Annotated in this window: 24 protein-coding genes; 22 read left to right on the top strand and 2 right to left on the bottom strand. The window is 50.9% G+C overall.

The window, feature by feature from the left end; genetic code table 11:
- Window positions 1-6 precede the first annotated feature (6 nt).
- The 14 genes from fumC to H8S18_RS06730 all read left to right on the top strand — a co-directional run bounded on the left by fumC (window position 7) and on the right by H8S18_RS06730 (window position 15,046).
- Window positions 7-1,371, top strand: a complete 1,365-nt coding sequence (gene fumC, locus H8S18_RS06795; protein WP_186857559.1) for a class II fumarate hydratase — start codon at window positions 7-9, stop codon at window positions 1,369-1,371.
- 95 nt (window positions 1,372-1,466) lie between these two features.
- Window positions 1,467-2,267: a CoB--CoM heterodisulfide reductase iron-sulfur subunit B family protein gene (locus H8S18_RS06790; protein WP_186857558.1), complete on the top strand. Its 801-nt coding sequence runs from the start codon at window positions 1,467-1,469 to the stop codon at window positions 2,265-2,267.
- Window positions 2,268-2,305: 38 nt separating this feature from the next.
- On the top strand, window positions 2,306-2,656 hold the full coding sequence (locus H8S18_RS06785) for a 4Fe-4S dicluster domain-containing protein (RefSeq protein ID WP_186857710.1): 351 nt from the start codon (window positions 2,306-2,308) through the stop codon (window positions 2,654-2,656).
- A 593-nt stretch (window positions 2,657-3,249) separates the two neighbouring features.
- Window positions 3,250-5,235, top strand: a complete 1,986-nt coding sequence (locus H8S18_RS06780) for a CoB--CoM heterodisulfide reductase iron-sulfur subunit A family protein (protein WP_186857557.1) — start codon at window positions 3,250-3,252, stop codon at window positions 5,233-5,235.
- Window positions 5,226-5,675 carry a hydrogenase iron-sulfur subunit gene (locus tag H8S18_RS06775; protein WP_186857556.1) on the top strand — a complete coding sequence of 150 codons (450 nt, stop codon included), beginning with the start codon at window positions 5,226-5,228 and terminating at the stop codon, window positions 5,673-5,675. Before H8S18_RS06780 ends, H8S18_RS06775 begins: the two co-directional genes overlap by 10 nt.
- Window positions 5,663-6,640: a 4Fe-4S dicluster domain-containing protein gene (locus H8S18_RS06770; RefSeq protein ID WP_186857555.1), complete on the top strand. Its 978-nt coding sequence runs from the start codon at window positions 5,663-5,665 to the stop codon at window positions 6,638-6,640. The genes H8S18_RS06775 and H8S18_RS06770 overlap by 13 nt, the downstream gene beginning before the upstream one ends.
- Complete coding sequence (locus H8S18_RS06765) at window positions 6,640-7,665, top strand: 4Fe-4S dicluster domain-containing protein (RefSeq protein WP_186857554.1); 1,026 nt, start codon at window positions 6,640-6,642, stop codon at window positions 7,663-7,665. The genes H8S18_RS06770 and H8S18_RS06765 overlap by 1 nt, the downstream gene beginning before the upstream one ends.
- 9 nt (window positions 7,666-7,674) lie before the next feature.
- The gene (locus H8S18_RS06760; RefSeq protein WP_186857709.1) at window positions 7,675-8,502 is read left to right on the top strand and encodes an FAD/NAD(P)-binding protein; all 828 of its coding nucleotides are present in this window, start codon (window positions 7,675-7,677) and stop codon (window positions 8,500-8,502) included.
- A 24-nt stretch (window positions 8,503-8,526) separates the two neighbouring features.
- Window positions 8,527-9,228: a 4Fe-4S dicluster domain-containing protein gene (locus H8S18_RS06755; protein ID WP_186857553.1), complete on the top strand. Its 702-nt coding sequence runs from the start codon at window positions 8,527-8,529 to the stop codon at window positions 9,226-9,228.
- A 13-nt stretch (window positions 9,229-9,241) separates the two neighbouring features.
- Window positions 9,242-10,858: an FAD-binding protein gene (locus H8S18_RS06750; RefSeq protein WP_186857552.1), complete on the top strand. Its 1,617-nt coding sequence runs from the start codon at window positions 9,242-9,244 to the stop codon at window positions 10,856-10,858.
- A gap of 75 nt (window positions 10,859-10,933) precedes the next feature.
- Window positions 10,934-11,662, top strand: coding sequence for an MBL fold metallo-hydrolase (locus H8S18_RS06745; protein ID WP_186857551.1), 729 nt, complete (start codon window positions 10,934-10,936; stop codon window positions 11,660-11,662).
- Between the two features lie 445 nt (window positions 11,663-12,107).
- Window positions 12,108-13,346, top strand: coding sequence for a glutamate-5-semialdehyde dehydrogenase (locus H8S18_RS06740; protein WP_186857550.1), 1,239 nt, complete (start codon window positions 12,108-12,110; stop codon window positions 13,344-13,346).
- Between the two features lie 24 nt (window positions 13,347-13,370).
- Window positions 13,371-13,982 (top strand): HdeD family acid-resistance protein, encoded by a 612-nt coding sequence (locus H8S18_RS06735; RefSeq protein ID WP_186857549.1) that lies wholly within the window; start codon window positions 13,371-13,373, stop codon window positions 13,980-13,982.
- A gap of 44 nt (window positions 13,983-14,026) precedes the next feature.
- Entirely contained in the window at window positions 14,027-15,046 is a 1,020-nt protein-coding gene (locus H8S18_RS06730) for a zinc-dependent alcohol dehydrogenase (protein WP_186857548.1), read from the top strand.
- 99 nt (window positions 15,047-15,145) lie between these two features.
- Here H8S18_RS06730 and H8S18_RS06725 read toward each other — a convergent pair whose 3' ends face one another.
- Window positions 15,146-16,057 carry a magnesium transporter CorA family protein gene (locus tag H8S18_RS06725; protein ID WP_186857547.1) on the bottom strand — a complete coding sequence of 304 codons (912 nt, stop codon included), beginning with the start codon at window positions 16,055-16,057 and terminating at the stop codon, window positions 15,146-15,148.
- A 116-nt stretch (window positions 16,058-16,173) separates the two neighbouring features.
- Here H8S18_RS06725 and H8S18_RS06720 point away from each other — a divergent pair, with 116 nt between their 5' ends.
- The 3 genes from H8S18_RS06720 to H8S18_RS06710 all read left to right on the top strand — a co-directional run bounded on the left by H8S18_RS06720 (window position 16,174) and on the right by H8S18_RS06710 (window position 19,455).
- The gene (locus tag H8S18_RS06720) at window positions 16,174-16,743 is read left to right on the top strand and encodes a hypothetical protein (RefSeq protein ID WP_186857546.1); all 570 of its coding nucleotides are present in this window, start codon (window positions 16,174-16,176) and stop codon (window positions 16,741-16,743) included.
- A gap of 84 nt (window positions 16,744-16,827) precedes the next feature.
- On the top strand, window positions 16,828-18,207 hold the full coding sequence (argH, locus tag H8S18_RS06715) for an argininosuccinate lyase (protein ID WP_186857545.1): 1,380 nt from the start codon (window positions 16,828-16,830) through the stop codon (window positions 18,205-18,207).
- 186 nt (window positions 18,208-18,393) lie between these two features.
- A complete protein-coding gene (locus H8S18_RS06710) occupies window positions 18,394-19,455 on the top strand; it encodes a L,D-transpeptidase family protein (protein WP_186857544.1) in 1,062 nt (353 codons plus the stop codon).
- Window positions 19,456-19,954: 499 nt separating this feature from the next.
- Here the strand turns inward: H8S18_RS06710 and H8S18_RS06705 are convergent, their stop codons facing one another.
- Window positions 19,955-20,161: a hypothetical protein gene (locus H8S18_RS06705; protein WP_186857543.1), complete on the bottom strand. Its 207-nt coding sequence runs from the start codon at window positions 20,159-20,161 to the stop codon at window positions 19,955-19,957.
- Window positions 20,162-20,605: 444 nt separating this feature from the next.
- Here H8S18_RS06705 and H8S18_RS06700 point away from each other — a divergent pair, with 444 nt between their 5' ends.
- The 5 genes from H8S18_RS06700 to H8S18_RS06680 all read left to right on the top strand — a co-directional run bounded on the left by H8S18_RS06700 (window position 20,606) and on the right by H8S18_RS06680 (window position 26,829).
- Window positions 20,606-21,682, top strand: coding sequence for a sugar ABC transporter substrate-binding protein (locus tag H8S18_RS06700; protein WP_186857542.1), 1,077 nt, complete (start codon window positions 20,606-20,608; stop codon window positions 21,680-21,682).
- An 84-nt stretch (window positions 21,683-21,766) separates the two neighbouring features.
- Entirely contained in the window at window positions 21,767-22,789 is a 1,023-nt protein-coding gene (locus H8S18_RS06695) for an ABC transporter permease (RefSeq protein ID WP_186857541.1), read from the top strand.
- On the top strand, window positions 22,786-24,270 hold the full coding sequence (locus H8S18_RS06690) for a sugar ABC transporter ATP-binding protein (protein WP_186857540.1): 1,485 nt from the start codon (window positions 22,786-22,788) through the stop codon (window positions 24,268-24,270). Before H8S18_RS06695 ends, H8S18_RS06690 begins: the two co-directional genes overlap by 4 nt.
- 44 nt (window positions 24,271-24,314) lie before the next feature.
- A complete protein-coding gene (locus H8S18_RS06685; protein WP_186857539.1) occupies window positions 24,315-25,541 on the top strand; it encodes a hypothetical protein in 1,227 nt (408 codons plus the stop codon).
- 79 nt (window positions 25,542-25,620) lie between these two features.
- Window positions 25,621-26,829, top strand: a complete 1,209-nt coding sequence (locus tag H8S18_RS06680; protein WP_186857538.1) for an ROK family transcriptional regulator — start codon at window positions 25,621-25,623, stop codon at window positions 26,827-26,829.
- Window positions 26,830-26,861: the final 32 nt, after the last annotated feature.

Genomic DNA, 26,861 nt, shown 5'->3' with positions numbered 1-26,861 from the left:
AACTATATGGAATATCGTATCGAACGGGATTCGATGGGGGAAATGAAAGTCCCGGCGGATAAATATTGGGCGGCTCAGACGCAGCGCAGCCTACAGAATTTTGAAATCGGCGGCGAGGTGATGCCGCGCGAGATTACGCATGCATTTGGAATTTTAAAAAAGGCGGCGGCGATTGCGAATTTCAATCTCGGCAAGATCAGCGGAGAAAAGAAAAACGCGATTGCGGCGGCGTGTGATGAAGTGATTGCAGGCGAGCTTAACGATCATTTTCCGCTCGTGGTATGGCAGACAGGCAGCGGCACGCAGTCCAATATGAATGCCAATGAAGTGATCGCCAACCGCGGGAATGAAATCGCAGGGGAAAAGTTGCTGCACCCGAACGACGATGTAAATAAATCACAAAGCTCAAATGACACGTTCCCGACGGCAATGCACATTGCCGCAGTGCTTGGGATCGAAGATAAATTGATGCCGCAGATGGATGCGCTCATTGAAACGATGAAGCGGCTTGAAAAGGAAAACGAAGGCATCGTGAAGAGTGGCCGCACCCATTTGCAGGATGCGACGCCGGTTGCGTTTTCACAGGAAATCAGTGGATGGCGCAACATGCTCGAGAAAACAAAGGCGATGCTGGAGGTGGCGCTTCCCGGTCTGAAAGAGCTTGCGCTTGGCGGCACGGCAGTGGGTACAGGCCTCAACGCGCCCGAGGGGTTCGCAGAAGAAATCGCAAAGCAGGTAGGGCTGCTCACGGGAAAAGATTTTGTGACGGCGGAAAACAAGTTCCATGCGCTTACATCCAAGGACGACCTGGTGTTCGCGCACGGCGCGCTTAAAGCGCTTGCTGCGAATATGATGAAAATTGCAAACGATGTACGCTGGCTGGCAAGCGGCCCGCGTTGTGGTCTTGGAGAAATTTTTATTCCGGAGAACGAACCGGGAAGCTCTATTATGCCGGGCAAGGTGAACCCCACCCAGTGCGAAGCGATGACGATGGTTGCCGTGCAGGTGATGGCCAACGATGTGGCGGTTGGGATGGCGGCTTCACAGGGAAACTTTGAACTGAATGTATTTATGCCGGTGTGTATCTATAATTTCCTGCAATCCGTGCGGCTTCTTGCGGACGGTATCGCGTCCTTTAACAAGAACTGTGTTGCAGGTATTCAGGCCAATAAGGAGAAAATGGCGCATAACCTGCATAATTCGCTGATGCTGGTAACGGCGCTCAACCCGTATATTGGCTACGACAATGCGGCCAAGACGGCGAAGAAAGCATATAAAGAGAATATCTCGCTGAAAGAAGCCTGTGTGGAACTTGGGTTCCTTACGCCCGAAAAGTTTGACGAGGTATTCCATCCGGAAGAAATGGTGTGACCGGCGGTATTGTTATCCGCTATGGCTGCAACAGGTCTGTATGAATCAGGGAAAGCCGCACAAAAGGCGGCATGAATGTGGAGGCAACTGGAAACATGAGATTTAGTTATTATCCGGGATGTACTTTAAAGACAAAGGCCAAAGACCTGGATCAATATGCGCGGGAATCTGCAGCGGCACTTGGGGTAGAACTTTGCGAGCTGCCTGAGTGGCAGTGCTGCGGGGCGGTTTATCCGATGGCAAGTGATGAAATTGCAACAAAACTTTCAGCGGTGCGTGCGCTGGCGGACGCAAAAGCGGCGGACAGCGAGCTTATTACGCTGTGCTCGGCTTGCCACCATGTGCTGAAACGTGTAAACGGAGACATGAAATCCAATGACGATATGCGCATGAAGGTGAACCGTTATCTGGAGCTCGACGAGGAATATGCAGGAGAGGCAAGCGTCCTGCATTATCTTGAAATGCTGCGCGACCGCGTAGGTTTTGACGAGCTGAAAAAGAATGTGGTAAACCCGCTCAAAGGCAGGAAGATCGGGGCTTATTACGGGTGCCTGCTGTTGCGTCCCGCAAAAGAAATGCAGTTTGACAACCCGGAGAATCCGTCGATCATCGAAAATTTTATTGCGGCGATTGGAGCCACTCCGGTAAAGTATCCTTACCGCAATGAATGCTGCGGCGGATATGTGGTGGTGGAAGACAAGCAGGCGCCGAAAAAAATGAGCGAAAAGGTTTTGAATTCGGCGGCCAAACACGGGGCGGAAGCCGTTGTGACGGCGTGCCCCCTGTGTAAATATAATTTAGAAGAAAACAACGGGGAAACGGGCGTTTCGGTCTATTATTTCACGGAACTGCTCGCGGAGGCGCTGGGTCTTAAGGAAGGGGGCGAGGCGCAGTGACGGATGCACAAAAGGAACGCAAGGAACTGGTGCTGCGGATGAGCGGCGTCGATCCCGGAAAGTGTATGACGTGCGGGAAATGTTCGGGGACATGCCCGGCTTACGATGAGATGGAATACCATCCGCACCAGTTTGTTTCAATGGTCAAAAAGGGTAATATCGAACCGCTGATGAAGTCGGAATCCCTGTGGCAATGCCTTTCCTGTTTTGCATGTATGGAGCGTTGCCCGCGCGGCGTGGAGCCGGCAAAGCTGATCGAGGCGGTACGACTGCTTGTGATTCGGGAGAAGGGCGGCAATCACCTGAATGCACAGGACATTCCGGAAAAGCTGGATGAGAATATGCCGCAGCAGGCAATCACCAGTGCTTTTAGGAAATACGGAAAGTAATAAATAAAGCAGTAGAATGGGGCCCCGCAAAATCTCGAGTGAGCGAAGCGAATGAGTTTTGTGGGGTAGAGGAGCAGTCGCCCAAGAGGCGGAGATTCGCACGACAGGGCGAATCGAGCAAAAGGGCGTGCTGAAAAGAATGGGGCCCCCGATGAACTCGCAAGGTGAATTTCGCCGCAGGCGAAAGATCGCGGAGCATACCGAGCGAAGCGAGCGTAGAAAGTCCTCTGGAGGAAACGTAGTGAGTTCATTGGGGCAGAGGATGCCTGACATTCCAAGAGCCATAGGCGATTGGCAAATGGAAGGTATGCAGAGTAGGAACAAGGGACGCCTGAGGCTCCAAGAATGCGAACGGAAGTGAAGCATGATTGGATAGACCGAAGGTATGCAAAGCTCGGGCGGATGTTTTGCGGAGCAAAACGGAGCAGAGCGGACTTTGTGAAAGATGAAAAGAATGGGGCCCCGCAAAATCTCGAATGAGCGAAGCGAATGAGTTTTGTGGGGTAGAGGAGCAGCCGCCCAAGAGGCGGAGATTCGCACGATAGGGCGAATCGAGCAAAAGGGCGTGCTGCGACGAGAGGAGTGAGTTTTTCTTGCAGAGAATAGGAGTTTTTGTCTGTTGGTGCGGAAGCAACATTGCGGCAACCGTAGACGTCTCGGCGGTCGCTGAAGCGGTCAAAAATGAGCCGGGGGTCGTTCTCGCCACAGATTACCAGTATATGTGTTCCGAGGTTGGGCAGGCGAAGATCAAGGACGCAATCAAAGAGCATGGGCTTACGGGCGTCGTAGTCTGTTCATGTTCGCCGCGGATGCACGAAGCGACCTTCCGTAAAACGGCCGCGGCCGCGGGTCTTAACCCGTATATGGTCGAAATCGCAAATATCCGCGAGCAGTGCTCGTGGATCCATAAGGATAAAGAGGAGGGGACAGAAAAGGCAATCATCCTTGCGAAAGCGGCAATTGCCAAACTGAACCTCAACGCCCCGCTGATTGCGGGGGAAAGCCCGGTTGTGAAGCGTGCACTTGTCATTGGCGGCGGTATCGCAGGGATCCAGACAGCCCTCGATATTGCAGATGCGGGTTATGAAGTGGATATCGTCGAAAAATCGCCAACCATTGGCGGAAAGATGGCGCAGCTTGATAAGACGTTTCCTACACTTGACTGCGCGGCATGTATCCTGACGCCTAAAATGGTGGATGCGGCGCAACATGAGAAAATCCACCTGTATACGTACAGCGAGGTGGAGAAGGTGTCCGGCTTTGTCGGCAACTTTACTGTGGATATCCGCAAAAAAGCGCGGAATGTGAAGGAAGACCTGTGCACGGGCTGCGGTGTGTGCATGGAGAAATGCCCTTCCAAAAAGGCAAAAAGCGAGTTTAATATGGGGCTCAATGCCCGCAGCGCCATTTATGTGCCGTTTGCACAAGCTGTGCCCAATGTTCCGGTCATCGATCACAGTGCGTGTATCCACTATAAGACGGGAAAATGCGGCCTGTGTGAAAAGAGCTGTCCGTCAGATGCGATCGACTTTGAACAGCAGGACGAAATCATTACGCGGGAATATGGCGCGATCATCGCGGCGACGGGCTTCAATCCGATTCCCATGGATGATTTTGACGAATATGGATATTCCCAAAACCCGGATGTCGTAACAAGCCTCGAATTTGAGCGGCTGATGAACGCGGCGGGCCCGACGAAGGGTGTCTTGCTTCGGCCGTCGGACGGAAAACATCCGAAAACATTGGTGTTCGTGCAGTGTGTGGGTTCACGCGATACTACGGAGTGCGGAAAGCCGTATTGTTCCAAAATATGCTGCATGTATACCGCGAAGCATGCGATGCTTGTGCGGGAGAAATATCCGGACACAGAAGTTTACGTATTTTATATCGACGTGCGGACGCCGGGGAAAAATTTTGACGAGTTCCAGCGCCGCGCAGTAGAGCAGTATGGTGTAAATTACGTCAAGGGAATGGTCGGTAAGGTCGCGGAGGAAGACGGTGTGCTTAAGGTGCAGGCCTCCGACCTCATCAGCGGCACACAAATGCATATCGATGCGGATATGGTGATTCTTGCGGCGGCAATTGAGCCGGACAAGAGCGCCCGCCCCCTCGCAACGATGCTCACGGCCAGCATGGATACCAACGATTTCTTCACGGAAGCGCATCCTAAGCTGCGTCCGGTGGAAAGCCCAACGGCGGGCGTATTCCTTTCGGGTGTATGCCAGGGACCGAAGGACATCCCTGAAACGGTTGCACAGGCAGGTGCGGCTGCGTCTAAGGTTATCGGACTGCTGGCAAAAGATAAGCTGACGTGCAATCCGTGCGTAGCGGGTGCAAGCGAGCTTTTGTGCAACGGCTGCTCGGCCTGCCAGAACGTATGCCCATACGGCGCGATCGAATATGTGGAAAAAGAGATCAACGACCATGGCGTACGCGAGACGCGCAGGGTGGCGCAGGTCAATGAGGCTGTATGTCAGGGCTGCGGCGCGTGCACGGTGACGTGTCCGTCCGGAGCGATGGACCTCAAGGGCTTCACAAATAAACAGATCATGGCGGAGGTGGATGCGATATGCAGGTAGAAAAGCAGGAAACAGGCGAATTTAAGCCTTTGATCGTCGCGTTCTGCTGCAACTGGTGCAGCTATGCGGGCGCCGACCTCGCGGGTACAAGCCGCCTCAACTATCCGGCCAACGTAAAAATTATCCGCGTGCCTTGCTCATGCAGAGTGAATCCTTTGTTTATTCTGCGGGCATTCCAGCGCGGTGCGGACGGCGTGATTATCAATGGGTGCCACCCAGGAGACTGCCACTATTCGACGGGCAACTATTATGCGCGCCGCCGTATGGCGCTTCTGTTCAGTATGCTCGAATACCTCGGTATTGAAAAGGGACGTACGCGCGTGGAATGGGTGTCGGCGGCCGAAGGCCAGCGTTTTGCACAGGTGATGAATGAATTTGTAGAGACCATCCATAATTTGGGTGAAAATAAGAGACTGGAGGATCTGAGATGCAAGCGGTAGAAAAAGCAATCAAGGAAAAAGCGCGCGCGCTGCTTGCGGACGGGACGGTGGACCGGGTGCTTGGCTGGGAAAAAGGCGAATATTGCTATGACAATACGCCTGCTGTTTTCACGGCGGAAAATCTGGACAGCCTCGTATACAACAGTTTCTGCGGCGCGAATTTAAGTAAATATCTCATTGCGGAGAGCAAAAAAGAGGGCAGGGTGCTTGCGCTCTTAAAGCCCTGTGATACGTATAGTTTCAACCAGCTTATAAAAGAACACCGGATTGACCGGGAAAAGGTTTATGTGCTGGGGATTCCATGCCACGGTATTGCGGATGTGGAAAAACTGAACGCAAAAGGCATCAAGGGAATCGAACGCATCACGGAGGACGGCGGAAAACTCATCGTGCAGACAATGTATGGAGAAAAAGAATGTGAATTAAACGACGTTCTGCTCGAGCGCTGTATGGCCTGCAAGGGCCCGGAGCATATGGTTTCGGACGATGTGACTGAAGATTCGGCGCCGGTAGAACTGAGGAAGCACGACCGTTTTGGCATGGTTGAAAAGCTCATGCAGATGACGCCGGACGAGCGGTTTGAGTTTTGGCGCAGCGAGCTTTCGAGGTGTATCCGCTGCAATGCGTGCAGGAATGCATGCCCCGCGTGTTCATGCCTGAAGTGCGTGTTTGATAACGATGCATCGGGCGTCAGCAGCAAAGCGAATGTGGATACGTTTGAAGAAAACATGTTCCATATTATCCGCGCATTCCATGTGGCTGGCCGGTGTACGGATTGTGGAGAATGCAGCCGCGTATGTCCGCAGGGAATTCCGCTGCATCTTCTGAATCGAAAGTTTATTCATGACATCAATGAAAATTATGGCGAATACCAGGCCGGTGCGGACGATAGTTCCGCGTGGCCGCTGGTGGACTACACGCAGGACGATGTGGAGCCCGGCGCCATCAAAGGAGGGAAGAACTGATGCAGAAAATAGCGATGGACCGCATTTCACAGCTTTTTTCCGCAATTGCGGCAGAGCGGGCATTGTACCTTCCCATGAAGAAAAAAGGCGCAGTCAATTTTGGAAAATGGGAGGAAGGCGCAGAGGCAGACCTTCATGCGCTTCATACTGTAAAATCCCCGAAGGACCTGTTTTTTCCGCAAAGCGAAGACCTCGTTTCTTTCAAAATGCGGGGAAAAGAAATTTCCGTAGACGCCCCGGACGCTCCGGACGAGAAATTTGTCGTTTTTGGGGTGCGCGCATGTGACGCAAGGGGGATGGATGTCCTTGACAGGGTGTTTCTCTCCGAGCCGGTGGATACCTACTACCAGGCGCGGCGGGAAAACGGTATCGTTGTAACGCTTTCGTGTTCCGCACCGGAGGAAACGTGTTTCTGTTCGGTGTTTGGAATTGACCCGGCACGGCCGGGCGGAGATGTTTCCGCATGGATCGCGGACGGCAGCCTCTATGTAAAGGCTTTAACGGAGAAGGGAGAGGCGTTTCTTTCCGGGCTTTCCCTGCTTGAAGCGGCAGATGAAGCGGAGATCGAGCCGGCTGTTCGGGAGACGAAGGCCGTCATGGAAAGGCTTCCGTTAAAGGACCTCGATCTGACGGGGATCGACGGAAACGCGACTGAAAAGCTGTTTGGATCCGAAAAGTGGGCGGAGCTTTCCCGCGCATGCCTTGGTTGTGGGACATGCACCTATGTGTGCCCGACCTGCCAATGCTATGATATTCGTGATTTCGATACGGGAAAGGAGATCCGGCGCTACCGCTGCTGGGATTCGTGCATGTATTCCGATTTCACGCGTATGGCGCACGGCAATCCGCGCAAGAGCCAGGTAGAACGTTTCCGCCAGCGGTTCATGCACAAACTCGTGTATTTTCCTGCCAACAACGACGGGATGTATTCGTGCGTGGGCTGCGGCCGCTGCGTCGCAAAATGTCCGATTTCCATGAATATTGTAAAAGTGGTAAAAGCTTTGGGATCGGAGGCGAAGGAATAAGGTATGGGTATGAGAGAAGATACACTGATCCCGAAGATCGGGGTCATTACGGACATCAGGAAGGATACGCCGGATGTGAAGACGTTCCGCGCGGTGTCACCCGAAGGAGGCGTAGTGTTTAAGCATATGCCCGGGCAGTGCGCGATGCTTTCCATCCCGGGGGTGGGGGAGGCGATGTTTTCCATTACTTCATCGCCCACCAACACGGAATTTATGGAATTCAGCATCAAAAAGTGCGGTTGCCTTACGGATTGGCTGCATCAGATGGACGTCGGGCAGCAGATCACGATTCGCGGGCCGTACGGTAATGCGTTCCCGGTGGAAACGGAGCTCCGCGGCAAAGACCTCTTGTTCATTGCCGGGGGTATTGGCCTTGCGCCGTTGCGTTCGGTGATCAATTATGTGCTGCATTACCGTGAAAACTATGGGAAAATTGATATTGTATATGGTTCGCGTTCCAAGGAAGACCTTGTGGATTTCAATGAAATCAAAAACGAATGGTCGAATGCGGAAAATGTGAACGTATATCTTACGATCGACCGCGAACAGGAGAACTGGGACGGCCATGTGGGCTTTGTGCCAAACTATGTGAAAGAGATTGGCTTTTCCACAGACAAGACGGCGCTCGTATGCGGACCGCCGATTATGATCAAATTCGTTCTGGGCGCGCTCGGAGAGCTCGGTTTCGATAAGACACAGGTTTATACGACGATGGAGCTGCGAATGAAATGCGGGGTCGGCAAGTGCGGGCGCTGCAACATTGGTTCCAAATATGTGTGCAAGGACGGCCCGGTTTTCCGTTGCGACGAGCTCGAAGAACTGCCGGACGAATACTGATTGAGAGGAGAGACAGAGAGGGTTATGGAGAAAATGGTAAACATCTTCCTGTTTGGAAAGAAATACAGCGTCCCAGCGGGCCTTACCATTATGGGGGCAATGGAATACGCGGGATACAAGCTCGTGCGCGGATGCGGGTGCCGCAATGGCTTCTGTGGGGCGTGCACGACGATCTACCGCATCAAGGGCGATAACACGCTGAAGTTCTGCCTGGCGTGCCAGACTACGGTGGAGGACAATATGTATGTTGCGACCCTGCCGTATTTCCCGATTGTAAAACCGCTTTACGATATCGAGAAAGTACGTCCGGACGAGCAGATTATGATGCAGCTTTATCCGGAAATATATAAGTGTATCGGCTGTAATGCATGCACCAAGGCATGCACGCAGGATTTAAAAGTAATGCAATATATCGCGCATGCTCAGCGTGGCGAGTACGAAAAATGCGCGGAGCTTTCGTTTGACTGTGTGATGTGCGGAGCGTGTTCCGCCCGCTGCCCTGCAGAGATTTCGCATCCGCAGGTGGCGGTTCTCGCGCGCAGGCTCACCGGAAAATATATCGCACCGGAGGCGAAACACCTTACCCAGCGCGTAAAGGACATCGAGCACGGGGACTTTACCCAGTTGCTTGAAGATGTGGCGGCCAAGCCCATTGAGGAACTGAAAGAGCTGTATAACCACAGGGAAATCGAAAGCGACCAGACAGCACCGACAGATGAGGATTAAGGAGGCGGAAAATATGTTTACACCGGAAATGCTTGCTTCGGCAAAGAAAGTCGAGGCGACAAGGGCTTCAAGGATCGGTATGGAGCCGAAGAGGATGACCGCCGAAGAAAAACACAACCTGCTGAGGGAATTTCACCCGGACTACAGGACGGCCGGGTTTGAAAATTTGAAAATAGGACCCAACAAAGGAGAGAAGGTTCCGACGGAGCTGGCGGCGCTTTTGCAGGCGAACAGCCGTGTGAAAGGACTGGATATTGATCTTGACCGCCTTGCGTATGACGTGGATGTGCTCATCATTGGCGGAGGCGGCGCGGGCGCGTCGGCTGCTATTGAGGCTCATAATGGCGGCGCGAATGTGATGGTTGTGACTAAGCTGCGGATGGGCGATGCAAACACCATGATGGCGGAAGGGGGCATTCAGGCCGCCGACAAGGCGAACGATTCCCCGGCGATCCATTACCTCGATGCGCTCGGCGGCGGGCACTATGCAAATAAGCCCGAATTGTTGAAAAAGTTGGTTTCGGAAGGGCCGGGAGCGGTCAAATGGCTTAACGACCTCGGCGTGATGTTTGACAAGGCGCCGGATGGCACGATGATTACCACGCATGGCGGCGGTACGTCCCGTAAACGTATGCATGCGGCACGCGATTATTCGGGAGCGGAAATTATGCGTGTGCTGCGCGATGAAGTTTGGAACAGAGGCATCCCGGTTGTGGACTTCACTGCGGCAGTGGAACTGATTCTTGATGAAAACGGCAGGGCTGCGGGAGCCGTGCTGCAAAATATGGAAACGGGTGAATATCTGGTGGCGCGCGCAAAGACGGTAATCCTTGCGACGGGCGGCGCAGGAAGGCTGCATTACCAGGGTTTCCCGACTTCCAACCACTATGGTGCGACGGCGGATGGCCTCATTCTTGCCTACCGCGCAGGAGCAAAACTGCTCTACCAGGACACGCTGCAATATCATCCCACGGGCGCGGCTTTCCCGGAACAGATATTTGGCGCTCTCGTGACGGAAAAAGTGCGTTCTCTTGGGGCTATGCTCATCAACTCGGAAGGCGAAGCCTTTATGCATCCGTTGGAAACGCGGGACGTTGCGGCGGCTTCCATTATCCGTGAATGCAAGGCACACAAGAAGGGAATCCCAACCCCGGAAGGATGCGGCGTGTGGCTCGATACGCCGATGATCGATATGATTCATGGCGAGGGTACGCTGGAAAAACGCATTCCGGCAATGCTGCGGATGTATATGAAATATGATATCGATATGCGTGAAGTGCCTATCCTTGTCTACCCGACGCTGCACTACCAGAACGGCGGTATCGATATTTCGGTTGACGGCCAGAGCGGCGTAGAGAACCTGTTTATTGCCGGCGAGGCGGTAGGAGGCATTCATGGCAGGAACCGCCTGATGGGGAACTCCCTCCTTGATATCATTGTGTTCGGGCGCAATGCGGGGAAGAACGCATCGGCAAAGGCGAAGGATGTGAAAAACGGAAAACTGACGCTTGGGCATGTGGATGCCTATGCGCGGGAAATGGCTGATGCCGGCATCGTGAGCGATATGGTATCGCCATTGTTGCTTCCGACTTATACGCATGGCCGCGAAAAATGGCAGGCGGAAAAATAAAAAAATCAGGAAACCGTCCGGTGAGGGCGGTTTTTTGGTTATAATAGATAGAGAAAAAACAGTGGAGAATAGGTTATGCAGACTCAGATTACATATCTTGACAACAGCGGTTTCGCAGTAAAAACGGAGCAGCATTTTTTAATTTTTGACAATTGGAATAAATGTCCGGCGGATGGGAAGCGCGGCCTTGCGGGCGGTGTGATTGTTCCGGAGGAGCTTGCGGATAAGTCTGTTGTCGTCTTTGTTTCACACGCCCATGGCGATCATTATAATTCCATGATTTTTAACTGGGCAGAGAAAATCAGGGATATTCGTTACGTACTTTCCAACGATATCCGTCCGCGTACGGGTGCGCTGATGGCCGCTCCGCATCATAGATACGACCTTGGCGATATGGCAGTGGAGACCTTCCGTTCTACAGATGAGGGCTTGGCTTTCCTGGTAGAAGTGGAGGGACTTTTGATTTATCATGCAGGAGACCTCAACTGGTGGCATTGGGAAGGGGAAGACCCACAGTGGAATGCAGATATGGCCCGCGATTATAAAAGAGAAATCAGCCTGCTATTGGGTAAGCATATCGATATTGCATTTATCCCGGTCGATCCTAGGCTAGGGGACAGCATGCTGCTTGGAATCGAGTATTTTATGGAGTATGTGGGCGCGAAGATGGCGGTTCCCATGCACTATGGCAGCGCGGGCGCAAAAGCAGCACATGCTTTGCGTGCATCGAGGGTATTGGCGCCTTTTCGCGGACGCATCGTGATGCCGCTTACACGCGGGCAGAGCATTGTCTTTGAAACATAAGCATATGGCAGGATAAAAGCAGATAGTCAGGAAGGACCGGCTGAAAGGAAAATTTCAGCCGTAGGACGGACAGATGTGAAAAATTGTAAAAGAAATCGGGTCTTCATGTAACTGACGCTGTTCAAGTTTCATGGGGAAGAGGAAAGGGCGTGCGGAACTTTTTTCCTGGAAAGAAAAGCCGGAACGGGATAAATTTCGCAAGAAAGCAAGGAGCCTCTGTGCGAGCCCATATGTGAGGCTCCAAGAGTGTAAGCGATTGGCAAGTGCGAAGCACGCAGGCGCGCGGATGAAAACCGCTGTGTGCAGCGGGCGGAGGGAGCAGCGGAACAGATAAAGACCCCGCACATTGGCGCGAGGGCCTGTCTGCGGAGCTTGCTCCAACGGCGTGCTTGTACTTCATGAAAGGGAATGTTATACTGAAAAAAACAGAAAAAGGAGTGTTTCCATGGGTAAGGTGATACAGGTGGCAGAAGCGGCAAAAGCGGCAAAATCTGCAATGAACCGCCTGAATACAATTGAGAAAAACAAGATCCTTGAGGCAATGGCGACGGGGCTTCTGTCCCACACCGAAGAGATTATGAAACAAAATGCGCTTGATGTGGACGCGGCGCGCGAAAAAGGGCGCACACCTGCGCTGATCGACCGCTTGGCGCTCGACAAAAAACGGATTCAGGCGATGGCGCAAGGCCTGCGGGACGTAGCGGAACTGCCCGATCCGATTGGCGAGATTATTCATGCAACGAAGCGCCCGAACGGACTTTTGATTGCCAAGCAGCGTGTGCCGATGGGAGTGATCGGCATCATCTATGAAGCGCGCCCAAACGTGACGGCCGATGCAGTCGGCCTGTGCCTCAAGACTTCAAATGCGGTTGTTCTGAAAGGCGGCAGCGAAGCGATCCATTCCAACACGGCGATTGCAGACGTGCTCATCCGCGCAGGGGAAGCGATGGGTATGCCAAAAGGTGCTGTAGGCCTCGTTACGGATACGTCCCGTGAAGCAGCAACTGAGATGATGAAATTAAACGAGCTGATCGACGTGCTCATTCCGCGCGGGGGCGGCGGGCTCATTCAGTCCGTTGTCCGGAATGCCACAATCCCCGTGATTCAAACGGGTGTAGGTAATTGTCATATTTATGTGGACAAAACAGCAGATTTTGAAATGGCGACGGCGATTACTGTCAATGCAAAGACCACACGGCCAGCGGTATGCAATGCGGCGGAAAGCCTGCTTGTGCATCGGGAGATCGCGGCAGAATTTTTGCCGAAAGTATTCCGGGCGCTGAAAGAAAAAAATGTGGAAATCCGCGGCGATGCGTTTTGCCAGAAATATGGCGCAGTTCCCGCTACACCGGAAGACTACGATACAGAGTTTCTCGATTATATTATTTCCGTAAAGGTGGTTGATGATGTAGAAGATGCCATTGACCACATTAATCTGCATGGGACGGGCCATTCCGATGCCATCGTTACAAACGATTACCGCAATGCGGAACGGTTTAAAGCAGATGTAGATTCAGCGGCGGTATACGTCAATGCGTCCACGCGTTTTACGGATGGTTTTGAATTCGGCTATGGCGCGGAGATTGGTATTTCCACACAAAAGCTCCATGCACGCGGACCGATGGGCCTTGCGGAACTGACTACGACGAAATATGTGATTGACGGGGATGGACAGGTACGCTAATAGATACACCAGGAGGAAAGACTTATGGAAAATGAAAACCTGATACCGGATTTGGAACCGGAAGCGGAAGAACTTCTGCTGAAACGAGTCAAACAGCATAAGATCATGGGATGTATTATTGCAGTCTGCATGGTTGTGCTTGGTGTGTTGCTGCTGGCAATGCCGGTGGGTGTAGGATTTGCAGTCAATTATGCGGTGGCGGTCGGCATTCTTTTGATGGGTTTATATGAGTTGATTGCTTTTTTCCGTACGGAGCCGTCTTACCGGAATGAGGGGACGCTTGCCAGTGGGGTAATCCTTGTGCTGATGGGGGCTATAATTATTGTTCTTTCTGTCGGGGATCCTGCAAACCAGATCACCATGATGGGGATATTTACAACGGTGCTCGGTTTTTTTGCAATTTACCGCGGCATTATGGAGTTTTTTTCCTACAACCGGTTTAAACGGCTGGATGCAAAAGATACCGGTTGGCTGATGATGAGCGGTATCCTTAACCTTATCATCGGAATCCTGATGGTCATCCTGCCGTTTACCGGCCTTATTGCGGTTGCGATTGTCCTTGGAATTTACCTGATTGTCACAGGCATTGCCCTATTTTCGGAAGCTATATCGGGAAAAATTGCGAGAAGGCATTGATGACACTTTCCCTGAATCCGAGGGCAAAAGGAGGAGAAAGAGGCGTGAAAGCAGCATATTTAAAAGCACCGTACCAATTTGAAGTTCGGGATGTCGAAGAGAGGGCGCTAAAGCCGGAGGAGGTGCTGATTCGCGTAAAAGCATGTGGATACTGCGGGCACGACAATATTCTTGCCAAATATGCCGCGGAGGATTGGCAGCCGTTTGGGCACGAGTTTTCCGGCATTGTTGAGCGGACCGGGAAAACAGTTACCAGGCTTGCCGTGGGAGATCATGTAGCTGTTGAAACGTCTATTTTCGATCCGGGAGCTGACGTCAGCCTCAATGGGCATGTAGAGCTTGACATGAATGGTCCTAATTTCATGTCAATGGGCGATAACAGCATGGGCTTTTCGGAATATGTAATCGCGCCGGAAATCCTGTGCGTGAAGTTCAGCGGTCTTTCCTTCGAGGAAGGCGCGTTCCTGGAGCCGCTTGGCGTAGCGATTGACCTCGTGAAGACGGCAGACATTAAATTGAATGATGACGTCCTTGTATTGGGGCTCGGGCCGATTGGCCTGATGGCCCTGCAAATGGCGAGAAAAAGCGGAGCGCGCAGGGTATACGCCGCCCAGCGTTCGGGAGCAGACGCACGGATTGATTTAGCAAAGCGCTTCGGGGCGGACGGCGTTATTTTTACGGATAAAGTCAACCTTGCGGAGTTTGCGTTTGAGCGCGGGGGAGTGAACCGTGTGCTCGTCACCTCGCCGCCGGATACTATTGATATGGCAACCAAGGCGTGTACAGCAGGGGGGATTGTTTCCTTCCTTGGGATCAGCTATGGAGAAAAGGAAAGGTTCTCCCTGAATTCAAACGTCATCCACGGGAAGAAATTGCAGGTCAGGGCATCAAACGCAATCCCAGCACTGTATTTTCCCGAGGGAATTGACCTCTTGAAAGCGGGGATCGTGGATGTAAAACCGCTGATTTCACACCGTTTTGCACTGGAAGACACCCCGGAGGCGCTGAAAAGCTTTATCGCGGACCGGGGCCATGGCGTGAAAGCAATGATGATAAACGAATAGAAAAAGAGAGGAACTGACGGAAGACGGTTCCTTTCTTTTATAGAGCGTACATTCTTGGCCTTACGGATGTCAAGCCCACCTTGCCGTGAGCCCGGGTAATCAAAACCATTTATGTTTTTTGAAATATATAATTCCAAGCACTGCGACAAGAATACAGCTTACGATTACAATGGGGTAGGCGGCTGCAAAGCCATATTCCGGCATGCGCAGGTTCATCCCATACCATCCCACGATCAACGTCAAGGGCATAAAAATGATTGTCACGATGGTCAGGATTTTCATAATATTATTTGTACGGATATCGACCTCCGCCTGATAGGCTTCGCGGATTTCGGATACGTACTCGCGGAGGGTTTTGGCCTTGTCATATAGCCGCTGCGTTTTACCATGGATGATATTCAAAAAGCGAACAGAACGGCTGCTGAAAACGTGCTTTTCATTCATGGCTGCGTATTCCAGAATGCCCAGAAGACCCTCATAATAGCGCATGATCGCCATCAGGCGTTTGCGTTCGCGGATGATTTCCTTTGTGAAATTTTCTTGCTGATCCGTCAATACACGATCTTCAAGATCCGCAATTTGTTTTTCGATGTTATCCAGCTCGGAAAGATCGTCGTCCAACTGGTATTCAAAAAAAGCGCACAACAGCCTGCCTATCCCGGCAGTTCCGGCATTATTTTTTATAAACTGTTCGAGCAGGGAGACGAGATTTTTATGCTCGCCGCATACAAGGTGCATACTGTTTTTTTGAATAATTATATAGATAGAAGGGCTGTGCTCAAGATCGCGGAAAGAACGAAACAGAGGCAGGCACAGGAGGTCGAATTGCTCATGATTCTCAAACCGCATGGAAGGATTCCCAAACATCTGGGCTGCCAGCGCGCGGGGAATCAGTTCCGGAAAATATTGGAGCGCTTCGGAAACCGTAACAACGGAAATATAAGAATAGCCATCCGCCGGGACGATTTTGTCTACAGGGGACATATTCCCTTTATAAATCTGATACAGCATACTCGATCCCCCTTTTTGTGCAACATTGTAGCACCGAACGCCGCCAAATGCAAAAAAGATTTTTTCGTGATATAATATGCATAACCAACCAGGGGGACAAACCGGGAGGAAAGACAATGAAAAAGAGAAAGATCGTCTTAATGATTGCAATGGTGCTGATTGTGGCCATATTTGCGGCTGGGTGTATGGGCAATTCAAACGCGGTGTTTATGAGCCGCCTGAATAGCCTTGAAGACCAGATTGATAGCCTGTGGCAGGAAATTTATGATTTGCAGGACGAAATATATTATAGGCAATGGGGTGAAACGGAGTTTTCAGAAGACCCGGCAGAGCCGTCTCTGGATCCGCTGCCGACGCCATCGGCGGGGCTTCCCGCGGGGGAAGACTATACAAGCGCTGTCGCTGCGCTTGGAACAGAGGTGCAGGCATTGATTGACAAAGCTGAACAGGTAGCCGTACCGGGGACTTATGAAGAAAGCCTGACCGTTTATTTTGAAATAAAGCCGGAATTTAAAACGCTCGAATATGAGATTGATGCGCTTGACAGCCAACTTGAACTGGATTATATGTCGGGGGCCGTCACACAGGAAGATTACCGCACCTACGAACGCCAGCTCGGCCAGATGGACGACCAAATTGATGCAGCTAAAGACCAGCTCGAAATAAGGTTGGGCATCGGCGATTAAGAACGTATGAAAAGACAGCGCAATGCTGTCTTTTTTTGTGTTATAATAAAGCATACAAAGAAAAAACAGTAGGAGTAATACTATATGTCAAAATTATGGGGCGGAAGATTCGAAGGGAGTACGGATGAATTTGCGGAGGGGTTCCAGTCCTCCATTGGCTTTGACAGCCGCATGTACCGCGAGGATATTACAGGCAGCATTGCCCATGCGCATATGCTTGGCGCACAGGGTATCATCCCGCAGGAAGACGCAGACAAAATTGTGGAAGGCCTGCGGTCGATCCTGGCCGATATCGATGCGGGAAAGGTGGAGTTCTCCGTACATGATGAGGATATCCATATGAACATCGAAAGGCTGCTCACAGAGCGGATTGGCGATACAGGAAAAAAGCTGCATACGGGCCGCAGCCGCAACGACCAGGTGGCGACGGATTTCCGGCTTTACATGAAACGTATGGCAGATGAAACAACAGAACGCCTGATCGCGCTATGCGGTACGCTTGTTGATATTGCCGAGGAAAACACCGATACCATCATGACGGCGTATACGCATCTGCAAAAGGCGCAGCCAACGACGCTCGGACATTATATGATGGCTTATTTCGAGATGTTCTACCGCGACATCCAACGCTTCCTCGATTGCAAAAAACGGACGGACGTGCTGCCGCTTGGGGCGGGGGCACTGTGTGCAACGACTTATCCGATTGACAGGGAAATGGTTGCAGGGGAACTCCATATGTCCGGTATTACGCGCAACAGCCTTGACGCGGTATCCGACCGCGATTTCGCGCTTGAATACCTTGCAGCGGCTTCAATCTGTATGATGCACCTTTCCCGGCTGTGTGAGGAGATTATTCTTTTTTCCACCAACGAATATGGAACGCTCCGGCTTTCGGACGCTTACTCCACAGGATCCAGCATCATGCCCCAAAAGAAAAACCCGGATATGGCGGAGCTGATCCGCGGCAAAACGGGAAGAGTGTACGGCGACCTTGCGGCGCTTTTAACCGTGATGAAGGGGTTGCCCCTTGCCTATAATAAAGATATGCAGGAAGACAAAGAGAGCGCCTTTGATGCAGCCGATACCCTGAAGGCATGCTTGCGGGTGATGGACGGCATGCTGAAAACGGCAGAGTGGAAAAAAGACAAGTTGCGCGCGGGAGCGGGCCTTGGATTCACGAACGCAACGGATGCGGCGGATTATTTTGTAAAAAATGGAATGGCGTTCCGTGACGCGCACGCAGTCGTGGGGCATTTGGTGCTGTATTGCGAGCAGCATGGAAAGGCGCTTGACGAACTGACGCTCAAAGAAATCCGGCAATTTGCGCCGGAGGCAGGGGAAGATATTTTCAGGGCAATCAGCCTTGAAACGTGCGTAAATACGCGAAATGTGCCCGGAGGTCCGGCCCCTGGTATGGTGCAGGAGCATATCCGGCAGGCTAAAATGCTGCTCGGAGAACTTTAAATACCGGGCCGGGATAGAAGAGAAGATTAAGCGCCAAAGAGTATGAAAGTCCCTTCAATGGGAAAGCTGGCGCTTTTAGCGTTAGCGGTGACGAGCCTCTACAGGTCTTGAGCAAACGGGAAGTCTTGACGGACGAACCGAAAGGGCGAGCTTTAATCGCCGGATTGGGAAGAGAAGGGAACAGAAATGAATCTTAGAAAAGCGGGCTGTTTTATCCTTGCACTGATGCTTTGCACGGGGGCTGCCCTGGGATGCGCAAAGGAAACGGAGCCTACGCCGAGTGAATCCCCGACGCAAACATTTGCAGCGGAGCCGGCCCCCTCTTCGTCGCCAACGCCCTCCCCAACGCCCACGCCCTATACGGAGCTCGCCGAGGGAGCGCAGGGGGCGGAGGTGCAACACTTGCAAGAGGCGCTCATGGAGCTTGGATATCTTATAGAAGACGAAGCGACAGATTATTACGGATCGATGACGAGAGCGGCGGTTGCGGCGTTTCAGAAACAAAACGATTTACAGCCGGACGGAATCGCCGGGGAAGAGACACAAAAGCTTCTCTATTCGGGAACCGCCAAAGAATGCGATCCATTTTCAAAATTTGCACCTACCGTGGGTATGACGTTTGAAGAATTGGTGATGAGTGACGACGGAACGCGCGACCAATATCCGGAAGGGTTTCCGGCGGCAGACACATACAAGATTATCGTGGATATCGAACATCAGGTGACGATGGTGTATTCGCAGGATGAGAATGGCGAATATACGGTTCCCGTACGCTATATGCTGTGCTCGACCGGAAAGGACGACTGTACGCCCAAGGGAACGTTTAAAATGGACAATTACCATGTGCGGTTCAGCCAGTTTGCGCGTGATAAAACTTACGGGCAATATTGGACGCAGATCCGCGGAGCGATCTATTTCCATACGATCCTGTATGAAGAATTTGATACATCGACGTATATCGAAGAAGTTTGGGAAAAGCTGGGAACTGCCGATTCGCACGGATGTATCCGCCTTACTGTGCCGGATGCGAAATGGATGTGGTTCAATATTGCGCCAGGGACAGTATGCGTAATCCGCGATGGCGATCCGGGCGACGAGGAAACAGCGGCCATCCGTAAGCAGCTCGTGCTTGCGGATATGCCGGAGGAACGCCCGGATATCGATCCGCAGGATATTCCCAGTACAGACAACTGGAGTCCGGAGGACGTGGCGCACGATGTACCCTTTGTGCAGGGATCGCAGGATTAGGCGGCCCGTGCCGCTGGCTTTCTTTTGGTGTTTTCGCGGAAGCCCTGTACAGGAGGTATTGTGCGGAGAACAGGCAGGAAAAAGAGCCCATCATATGAAATAGACCGAATCCCCAAAATGGACAATAATAAAAACCAGCCCCCTGATGTAGGACAGAGACTATGCAGGGGGCATTTGTATGAAAAGAAGTTATACACACATCAAGATACCGGAACCGCGAATCATAAGTTGTTTGTACGGGAGAGATTATGATTGGCCGCAGTGTGGTACGCCCTTGCACAATCAATGGGATGGCGGAAAGCAGCACATTGTTCTTGGCATATAGAATCAGGATAAAACCAAAGGCCTGCCATACAAATACCGCATCAATACGGATTAGAAAGCGTTCGCAGGTAAAAAATATTGTATCAACATGAAAAGTGGGCACAAAATTTTTGCGATATATCCCCCAATATCCCAAAGCGGGGTTTTCAAAAAAAGAAAATGATGCGGCCTGTTTTTAGCGCTCTTTGGAACGCCGCATCCTATCATTTGTTTTAAAACGGAATCTTAGGCCACAAAATATATCGATTGGAAAATTTCCTGTAAAATCTTCCTTGGATAAATATTGGACTGGCCAAAAGCAAGTGCCTGGAGCAAGCGTTAAAAATTTTTCCTCCTTGTATGCAGGGATTTTCCAGAAAACAGGCAGCACACTGTTTGCCATATATTGCATTATTCTCCTTGCGGTTTTCTTTTGTAAAATAAGATATTTAAACTTAAAATATTTTTTTACAAAAAATGATTGACATTTAGATGCATATAAGATATTATTAAAACACAACTTAGTTACATAATATTAAAAAGTTAAGACGAAAACAACAGAAAATTCAAACAATAAATAGCAATAAGGGGATTTAAACGGGTAGATATTTATTTTGAATTAAAAAGTGGGCCGCGAAAACGAGAAACGAATCAAGCAAATGGCGGCTATATCATTATATCAATATTTCACGCAGTGTAAAAAATTACAAAAAAGAAACGTACACAAGTGTATTTCGTGATGCATTTTTTAAGAACCTATCTCGGGATGGAACCGGCAATGCCGGATCATCAAATATAAAATGGCGCAAAATATGCGCTAAAAAGATAAAACTTGGGAGGGAAAAGTATGAAAAAAGTCTTAGTGGTAGTTTTAGCGGTACTTCTGATGGTTACAGCTTTCGGATGTTCGTCGGCCCCAGCGGAAGATACTGGCGCGGATGCGTCGGTTCCGGCTGAATCGGCGGCTGCGGATGCATCGGATCCGGTTGAAGAGGACAGTACAGACGGTAAAACGCTGAAATTTGGTTACGTTACCAGCGATATGTCGCACGAATGGTATCAGAATATCGTAAACGGCGCACAGCAGCGGGCAGAAGAGCTTGGCGTAGAGCTGATTACGGCGGATGCCGCGATGGATGCGGGCAAGCAGGTAACACAACTGGAAAATATGCTGACGTCCGGCGTTGACGCGCTCCTGATTACCCCGGTTGACGCGAAATCGCTTGCGACAGTTATTCAAGAAGCCGAAGCGCAGGGAGTGCCGGTCATCTGTGAATCCAACGTCGTGGAAGGCGCGACGACAACGGTCGGAATCGACAGCGTGGAAGGTGGACGCAAGGCAGGCGAATGGCTGGCGGAATACGCGACGGAAAACAATATCGATCCTAAGATCCTTGTTGTGAACGCTCCTGCAAATGAAGACTGCCGGGAACGCGTACAGGGCTTCAAGGAAGCGCTGGATGAATCCGGTATTCAGTATGAAATCGTACAGGAAGTAGACGGAGAGGGTTCGAAAGAAAAATCTCTCGAGGTTTCGGCGGACGCGATTACGGCGCATCCTGAAGTCAATGTAATTTATGGAATCAATGATAATGCGACGACGGGCGGTATGGCCGCTTATAAGGAAGCGGGCCTCGATGAAAGCCAGTTAGTGGCAATCGGGTTTGGCTTTGAAGGCGTAGCGGGACGCACGGCCCTTCTCGCGGGCGGCCCCTATAAATCGGCAGTTGCTATGTTCCCGGATTTCATGGGACAGAGGCTGATCGACACGGCTTATGAAATTGCGAACGGCGGAGAGGTTGAAGAACGCACCTGGTCCGGAACTACAATAATCACGCTTGACAACTTCGCGGATTTTTACACGGAAGAAAATGGAGAATATATCACCAATTTTGATGCGGTCAGAGCACTGATCGAAGAGTAAAAAACCGTAATAAGAAAGGAACTTGCCAGCGCCCGGACAGTTACTGCCCGGGCGCGGTAAGAATCCGTTGAAAGGAATGAAGATATGAACAGCCAAAAAACAACAGCGAAAAGTGTATTTTCCAAAATAAAAGACTCCGATATTCTTTTCCTTGTCATCGCGCTGATTGTACTGTGCGTCATTATGGCGCTGGCATCGCCAGTGTTTTTATCGGAACGGAATATTATGAATATGCTCCGGCAGGTATCGCTGACGGCGATCTGCGGATTCGGGCTCACAATGGTAATATTGCTTGGCGAGATCGATCTTTCGGTCGGTTCGCAGCAGGCGATCGCGGGCCTTTGCTCCGTCGTTACGCTGAACGCGACGGGCAGCATTGCGCTTGCCGTTCTTGCAGCGCTTGCGGCGGGCGCCGGCGTTGGCGCGCTGAACGGCTTTTTGGTTGCCAAAGGGAAAATGAATTCCCTGATCGTGACGCTTGGTACGATGACAATTTGGCGGGGCGTAGCCATGGTGACGACGAACGCGGTCTCTATACAGGTAGCTTATCCTGATTTTCAGGAGCTTGGGACAGGTTATGTAGGCCCGATACCGAACGGCGTTATTATCATGGCGGTGCTATTCGTAGTGATTTGGTATATCCTGCGCCATACAACGTTTGGACGCTATATCTATGCGATCGGCGGCAACCAGGAAGCATCCCGTCTTGCCGGCCTGCCGGTGGACCGGATGAGGATTACAGTATATGTTATCAGCGGCGTGCTCACCATGCTTGCGGGCGTGCTGCTTGCCTCGCGGATGTCGTCGGCGCAGCCTTCAGCCGGAGACGGCTTTGAAATGACGGTAATCGCCGCGATTATTTTGGGCGGTGTTTCCCTGAACGGCGGCGTCGGGGGCATTGGCGGCGCGTTTGTCGGTATGCTGATTCTCGGCATTTTGGAAAACGGCCTCACGTTGCTGGATGTTTCGTCCTTCTGGCAGAATATTGCGAGAGGCATCGTAATCATTCTGGCCGTTTACCTCGACGAAGTCCGTAAGGCACGGTTGGCGAAAAAAATCGTGCAGGAACAGAAAGATCATCTGGAAAACGAGGGAATAACGGCATGAAAAATACACCTGTTATTGAAATTGCGGATATGCACATGATCTTCCCGGGGGTGCATGCGCTGAAAGGAGTAAGCTTTGATCTCCAACAGGGAGAGGTACATGCGCTGGTCGGTGAAAACGGAGCGGGAAAATCGACGCTGATTAAAATACTTTCGGGGGTATACCAACGCTCACGCGGGAAATACCTAATCAACGGGGAAGAGGCGAATATCCACCATCCCCTCGACGCGATCAAAAAAGGAATCAGCGTTATTTATCAGGAGCTGAACCTTGTATCGAGCCTATCCGCGGCGGAAAACATTTTCTTCGGGCGGCTTCCCGCAAAAGGAGGCCGGGTTCAGTGGAAAACGCTTTATGACGAATCGCGGAAGTATATGGAAATGGTAGGGCTTACGATTAGTCCGCGGACAAAGGTACAATATATGAGCATCGCGGAGCAGCAGCTTGTCGAGATCGCAAAGTCCCTTTCCCTGGATGCCAAGATCATCATCATGGATGAACCGACCTCCGCGCTCAGCCCGAAAGAGGTGGAAAACCTCTTTAAAGTCATCGCGTGGCTGAAGGAACGCGGCGTTTCGATCATCTATATTTCGCACAAGCTGGATGAAATATTTGAGATTGCGGACCGGATTACGGTATTCAAGGACGGCACGGTCGTGGGAACCAGAAATCCGGAGGAACTGGATGAAGAACAACTGATCGAAATGATGGTGGGCAGGAAAATGGAAGATATCTTCCCGGACCGCAACGCGAAGCTGGGGGATGTACTGCTTGATGTCAAGGGATTGACAACAGAAAAAGTAACGGATATTTCGTTCTGTGTACGGCGCGGAGAGATCGTAGGTTTTTCCGGGCTGATGGGTGCGGGACGTACGGAAATGACGATGGCGCTCTTTGGTATGGACAAGCGGATAAAAGGAAATATAATCCTTGACGGCCGGGAAATACCGCTCAACTCCCCGCTGGCTGCCCGGGAATCCGGCATGGGCCTTGTGGTAGAAGACAGAAGGAAAGGCGGCCTGCTGCCGAACATGAGCGTAAAAAGCAATATGACAATCGTTTCCCTGAATCAGGTAGCAAAAGGGATCAGTATTTCCAAAACAGGAGAAGAAGAAGCTGTTAATGATATGATCCGGAAACTGAAAATCAAAACGCCTACGATGAATCAGCTTATCCCCAAACTTTCAGGAGGAAACCAGCAAAAGGTTTTGCTTGCCCGCTGGCTTATGAAAAAGAACCTGAAAGTACTCGTGATCGACGAACCGACACGGGGAATCGACGTCGGAGCCAAGGCGGAAATCTATTCGCTGATGAATGATCTGGCAAACCAGGGGCTTGCGATTATTATGGTGTCATCTGAACTTCCTGAAATATTAGGAATGTGCGATAGGGTCTATGTCATGAAGGACGGCAAAATTACCGGAGAGTTTAACAGGGAAGAAGCTTCCGAAGCCGCACTGCTGGAGAAGGCTATCCACTAATTTTTGACATTTTTGAAATTATACAGAAGTGAGGGTAGTGAAGCATGAACAACGATGCAAAAATATTAAAGGAACTCGGAGAGAAGATCGCAGAGATTGCTCATTTGCCGGTACAAAACGAAAAAAGGGAACTGTGGAGAAAGAATAACGACCTTGACCCGGTCCGGCCGATGGTATATATTGACCAGCTTCCCTGGCATGAACTTGGAAAAAGTGATGAACTGAAAAATCAATGCGAGGATGAATTTTTACGGTCTATAGAAACCGAACTGCTGCGGACGCTCTACCGCTGGAAGCATTTTCCATGCGATATGGTGGTAGAAAACCGGCTGGATATCCCGCATGAAATACAAAACCTTAATTATGGGATCCATATCTTGGAGGATGTGCGGCAGACGGATGCCTCCAATGATATTGTTTCCCACAAATATGCAGACCAGATCGATACGCCGGAAAAACTGGAGGCTTTGCAGGCAGATAAAATATGGGTGGACCGCAAGCTGGATGAAGAGCACTTTGAACGCTGCAGCGAAATTTTCGACGGGATTCTCCCGGTGCGGTTTGCAGGCGTGCAGATTCACGCGGGCGTATGGGACAGGATTGCGCAGATGAAGCCGGCGGAAGCAATCTTGTGGGATATCATTGACCGTCCCGATTTTGTAAAAGATATTGTAAAAAAATTTGTGGACCTGACAATCGCCACGCTCGATCAATGTGAAGAACAGGGACTTCTCGATCCGCTTGCGCAGTATGTGCATTGCACGGGCGCATATACGGATGACCTCCCGAAGCCACAGGGCGCGAATGTGACGGCAAAGAATGTATGGGCGTTTGGTATGGCGCAGATCTTTTCGACGGTATCGCCGGACATGCATGATGAGTTTGAGATAGAACTGGTAAGGCCGCTCTATGAAAGATTCGGACTCTTATATTATGGCTGCTGCGAACCGCTGGAAGATAAAATAGATATTATACGGAAACTGGACAATGTGCGCAAGATATCCGTCAGCCCGTGGGCAGACGCGGAAAAGAGCGCGGAACGCATGGGAAAAGACTATGTCATGTCTTTTAAGAGCAATCCATCTTATATTGCAACCGGAGAGTTTGACGATGCATGCGTGAAGAAAAATATTCGGGATGCGGTCCGCGCGGCGAAAGGGAATAACACACCGGTAGAGATCATCTTAAAGGACGTAAGCACGGTGTCATATCATCTGTCCCATATCGACCGCTGGGAAAAAACCGCAATGGAAATTGTGACGGAAGGTTGAAATTTCGCTGGTGAAATCAGATTGGAAAGGTGATATACTGAGGATAAAATACTGATGTCAGTGGGCGGGAAAACACGAAATGGCAAAAAGAAAAAGCAATATGGTGGTGGGAAGTTCAGGCCTCATCAAATCGATCAACAAAAAAAATATTCTGAACACGATCAAACGAAACACAATGGTTTCCCGTGCGGAGATATCAAGGGAAGTAAAGCTTACGATGCCGACCGTAATGCGGATTTCGGAAGAACTGATACGGGATGGGCTTGTATGTGAGATCGGCAAAGGCATTTCGACAGGCGGAAGGAAGCCGAACCTTTTGAGCATTATTCCCAATGGAAGATATTTTATTGGGACTGTAATCGACAAAAATATACAAAGTATCGTCACCAACATAGAAGGTGAAATCCTTTCGTCCTGTCGGCGTGATATCGACTATTCCGGCGGGGAAGATAAGATTCTGGTACAGCTCAAGCAATGTATGAAAGAGGCTGTCCGGATGAGCGGTTTGTCAAAAGAGGATATGTCTTACTCCGGGATCGGGACTCCCGGTATGGGGTTTAAATACGCAAAACAGGCAAATGACGGCGTGTTTTCCTACTGGGCGACAAAAAACCTGGACTTTTTTAAGGAAAAAGGCCATTTTGAATGGCCGACGGCCGTAGAGAACGCCGCGAAGCTGGGCGCACTGGGGGAACTGGAATACGGGATTGGGAAAAGCCTTAACGACTATATATATGTTTATGCCGATTATGGCGTCGGTATGGGCCGCGTAAAGGGCGGTAAGCTGGATATTGGAATCGACGGAGTGGCCGGGGAACTTGGCCATACATCCATTGATTTCAATGGACGGGACTGTTACTGCGGAAGCCGGGGCTGCCTGGAAAGCTATTGTTCCATCAATGCTCTTGTAAAGGAATACAGACACGAAAAAGTGCTCGACGGCGGTGCAAACGGAAGCAACTATGGGCTCCAGATGATTGAGGATGCCTTGGCGCAGGGGGATCCGACGGCAGAAGAAGTAGTAAAACGGGTCGGCGGCTGGCTGGGCATCGGCCTTGCGAACGCCGTCAATATTTATAATCCGAGTGCAGTGATCATCGGCGGCGAGTTGGCGCGCAGATTTCCGCTGTATATACAAAGCGCAAGCGAAGTAATGATGAAAAATATTTTTAGAGACAAGGGCAGGAAAATAAAAGCGCTTGCAGGAACAGTAGACAAACCAATGGAAGCTTTAGGCGCGATCGCGCTGGCGATCGAAGCCTATTTTGACGAATACTGCAGCAAATAAATACCAATACATCAAATATTTACTGGTCACAT

The organism is Christensenella tenuis, assembly GCF_014287795.1.
Lineage (GTDB): Bacteria > Bacillota > Clostridia > Christensenellales > Christensenellaceae > Christensenella > Christensenella tenuis.
This window is presented reverse-complemented; position numbering and strand designations above follow the sequence as displayed.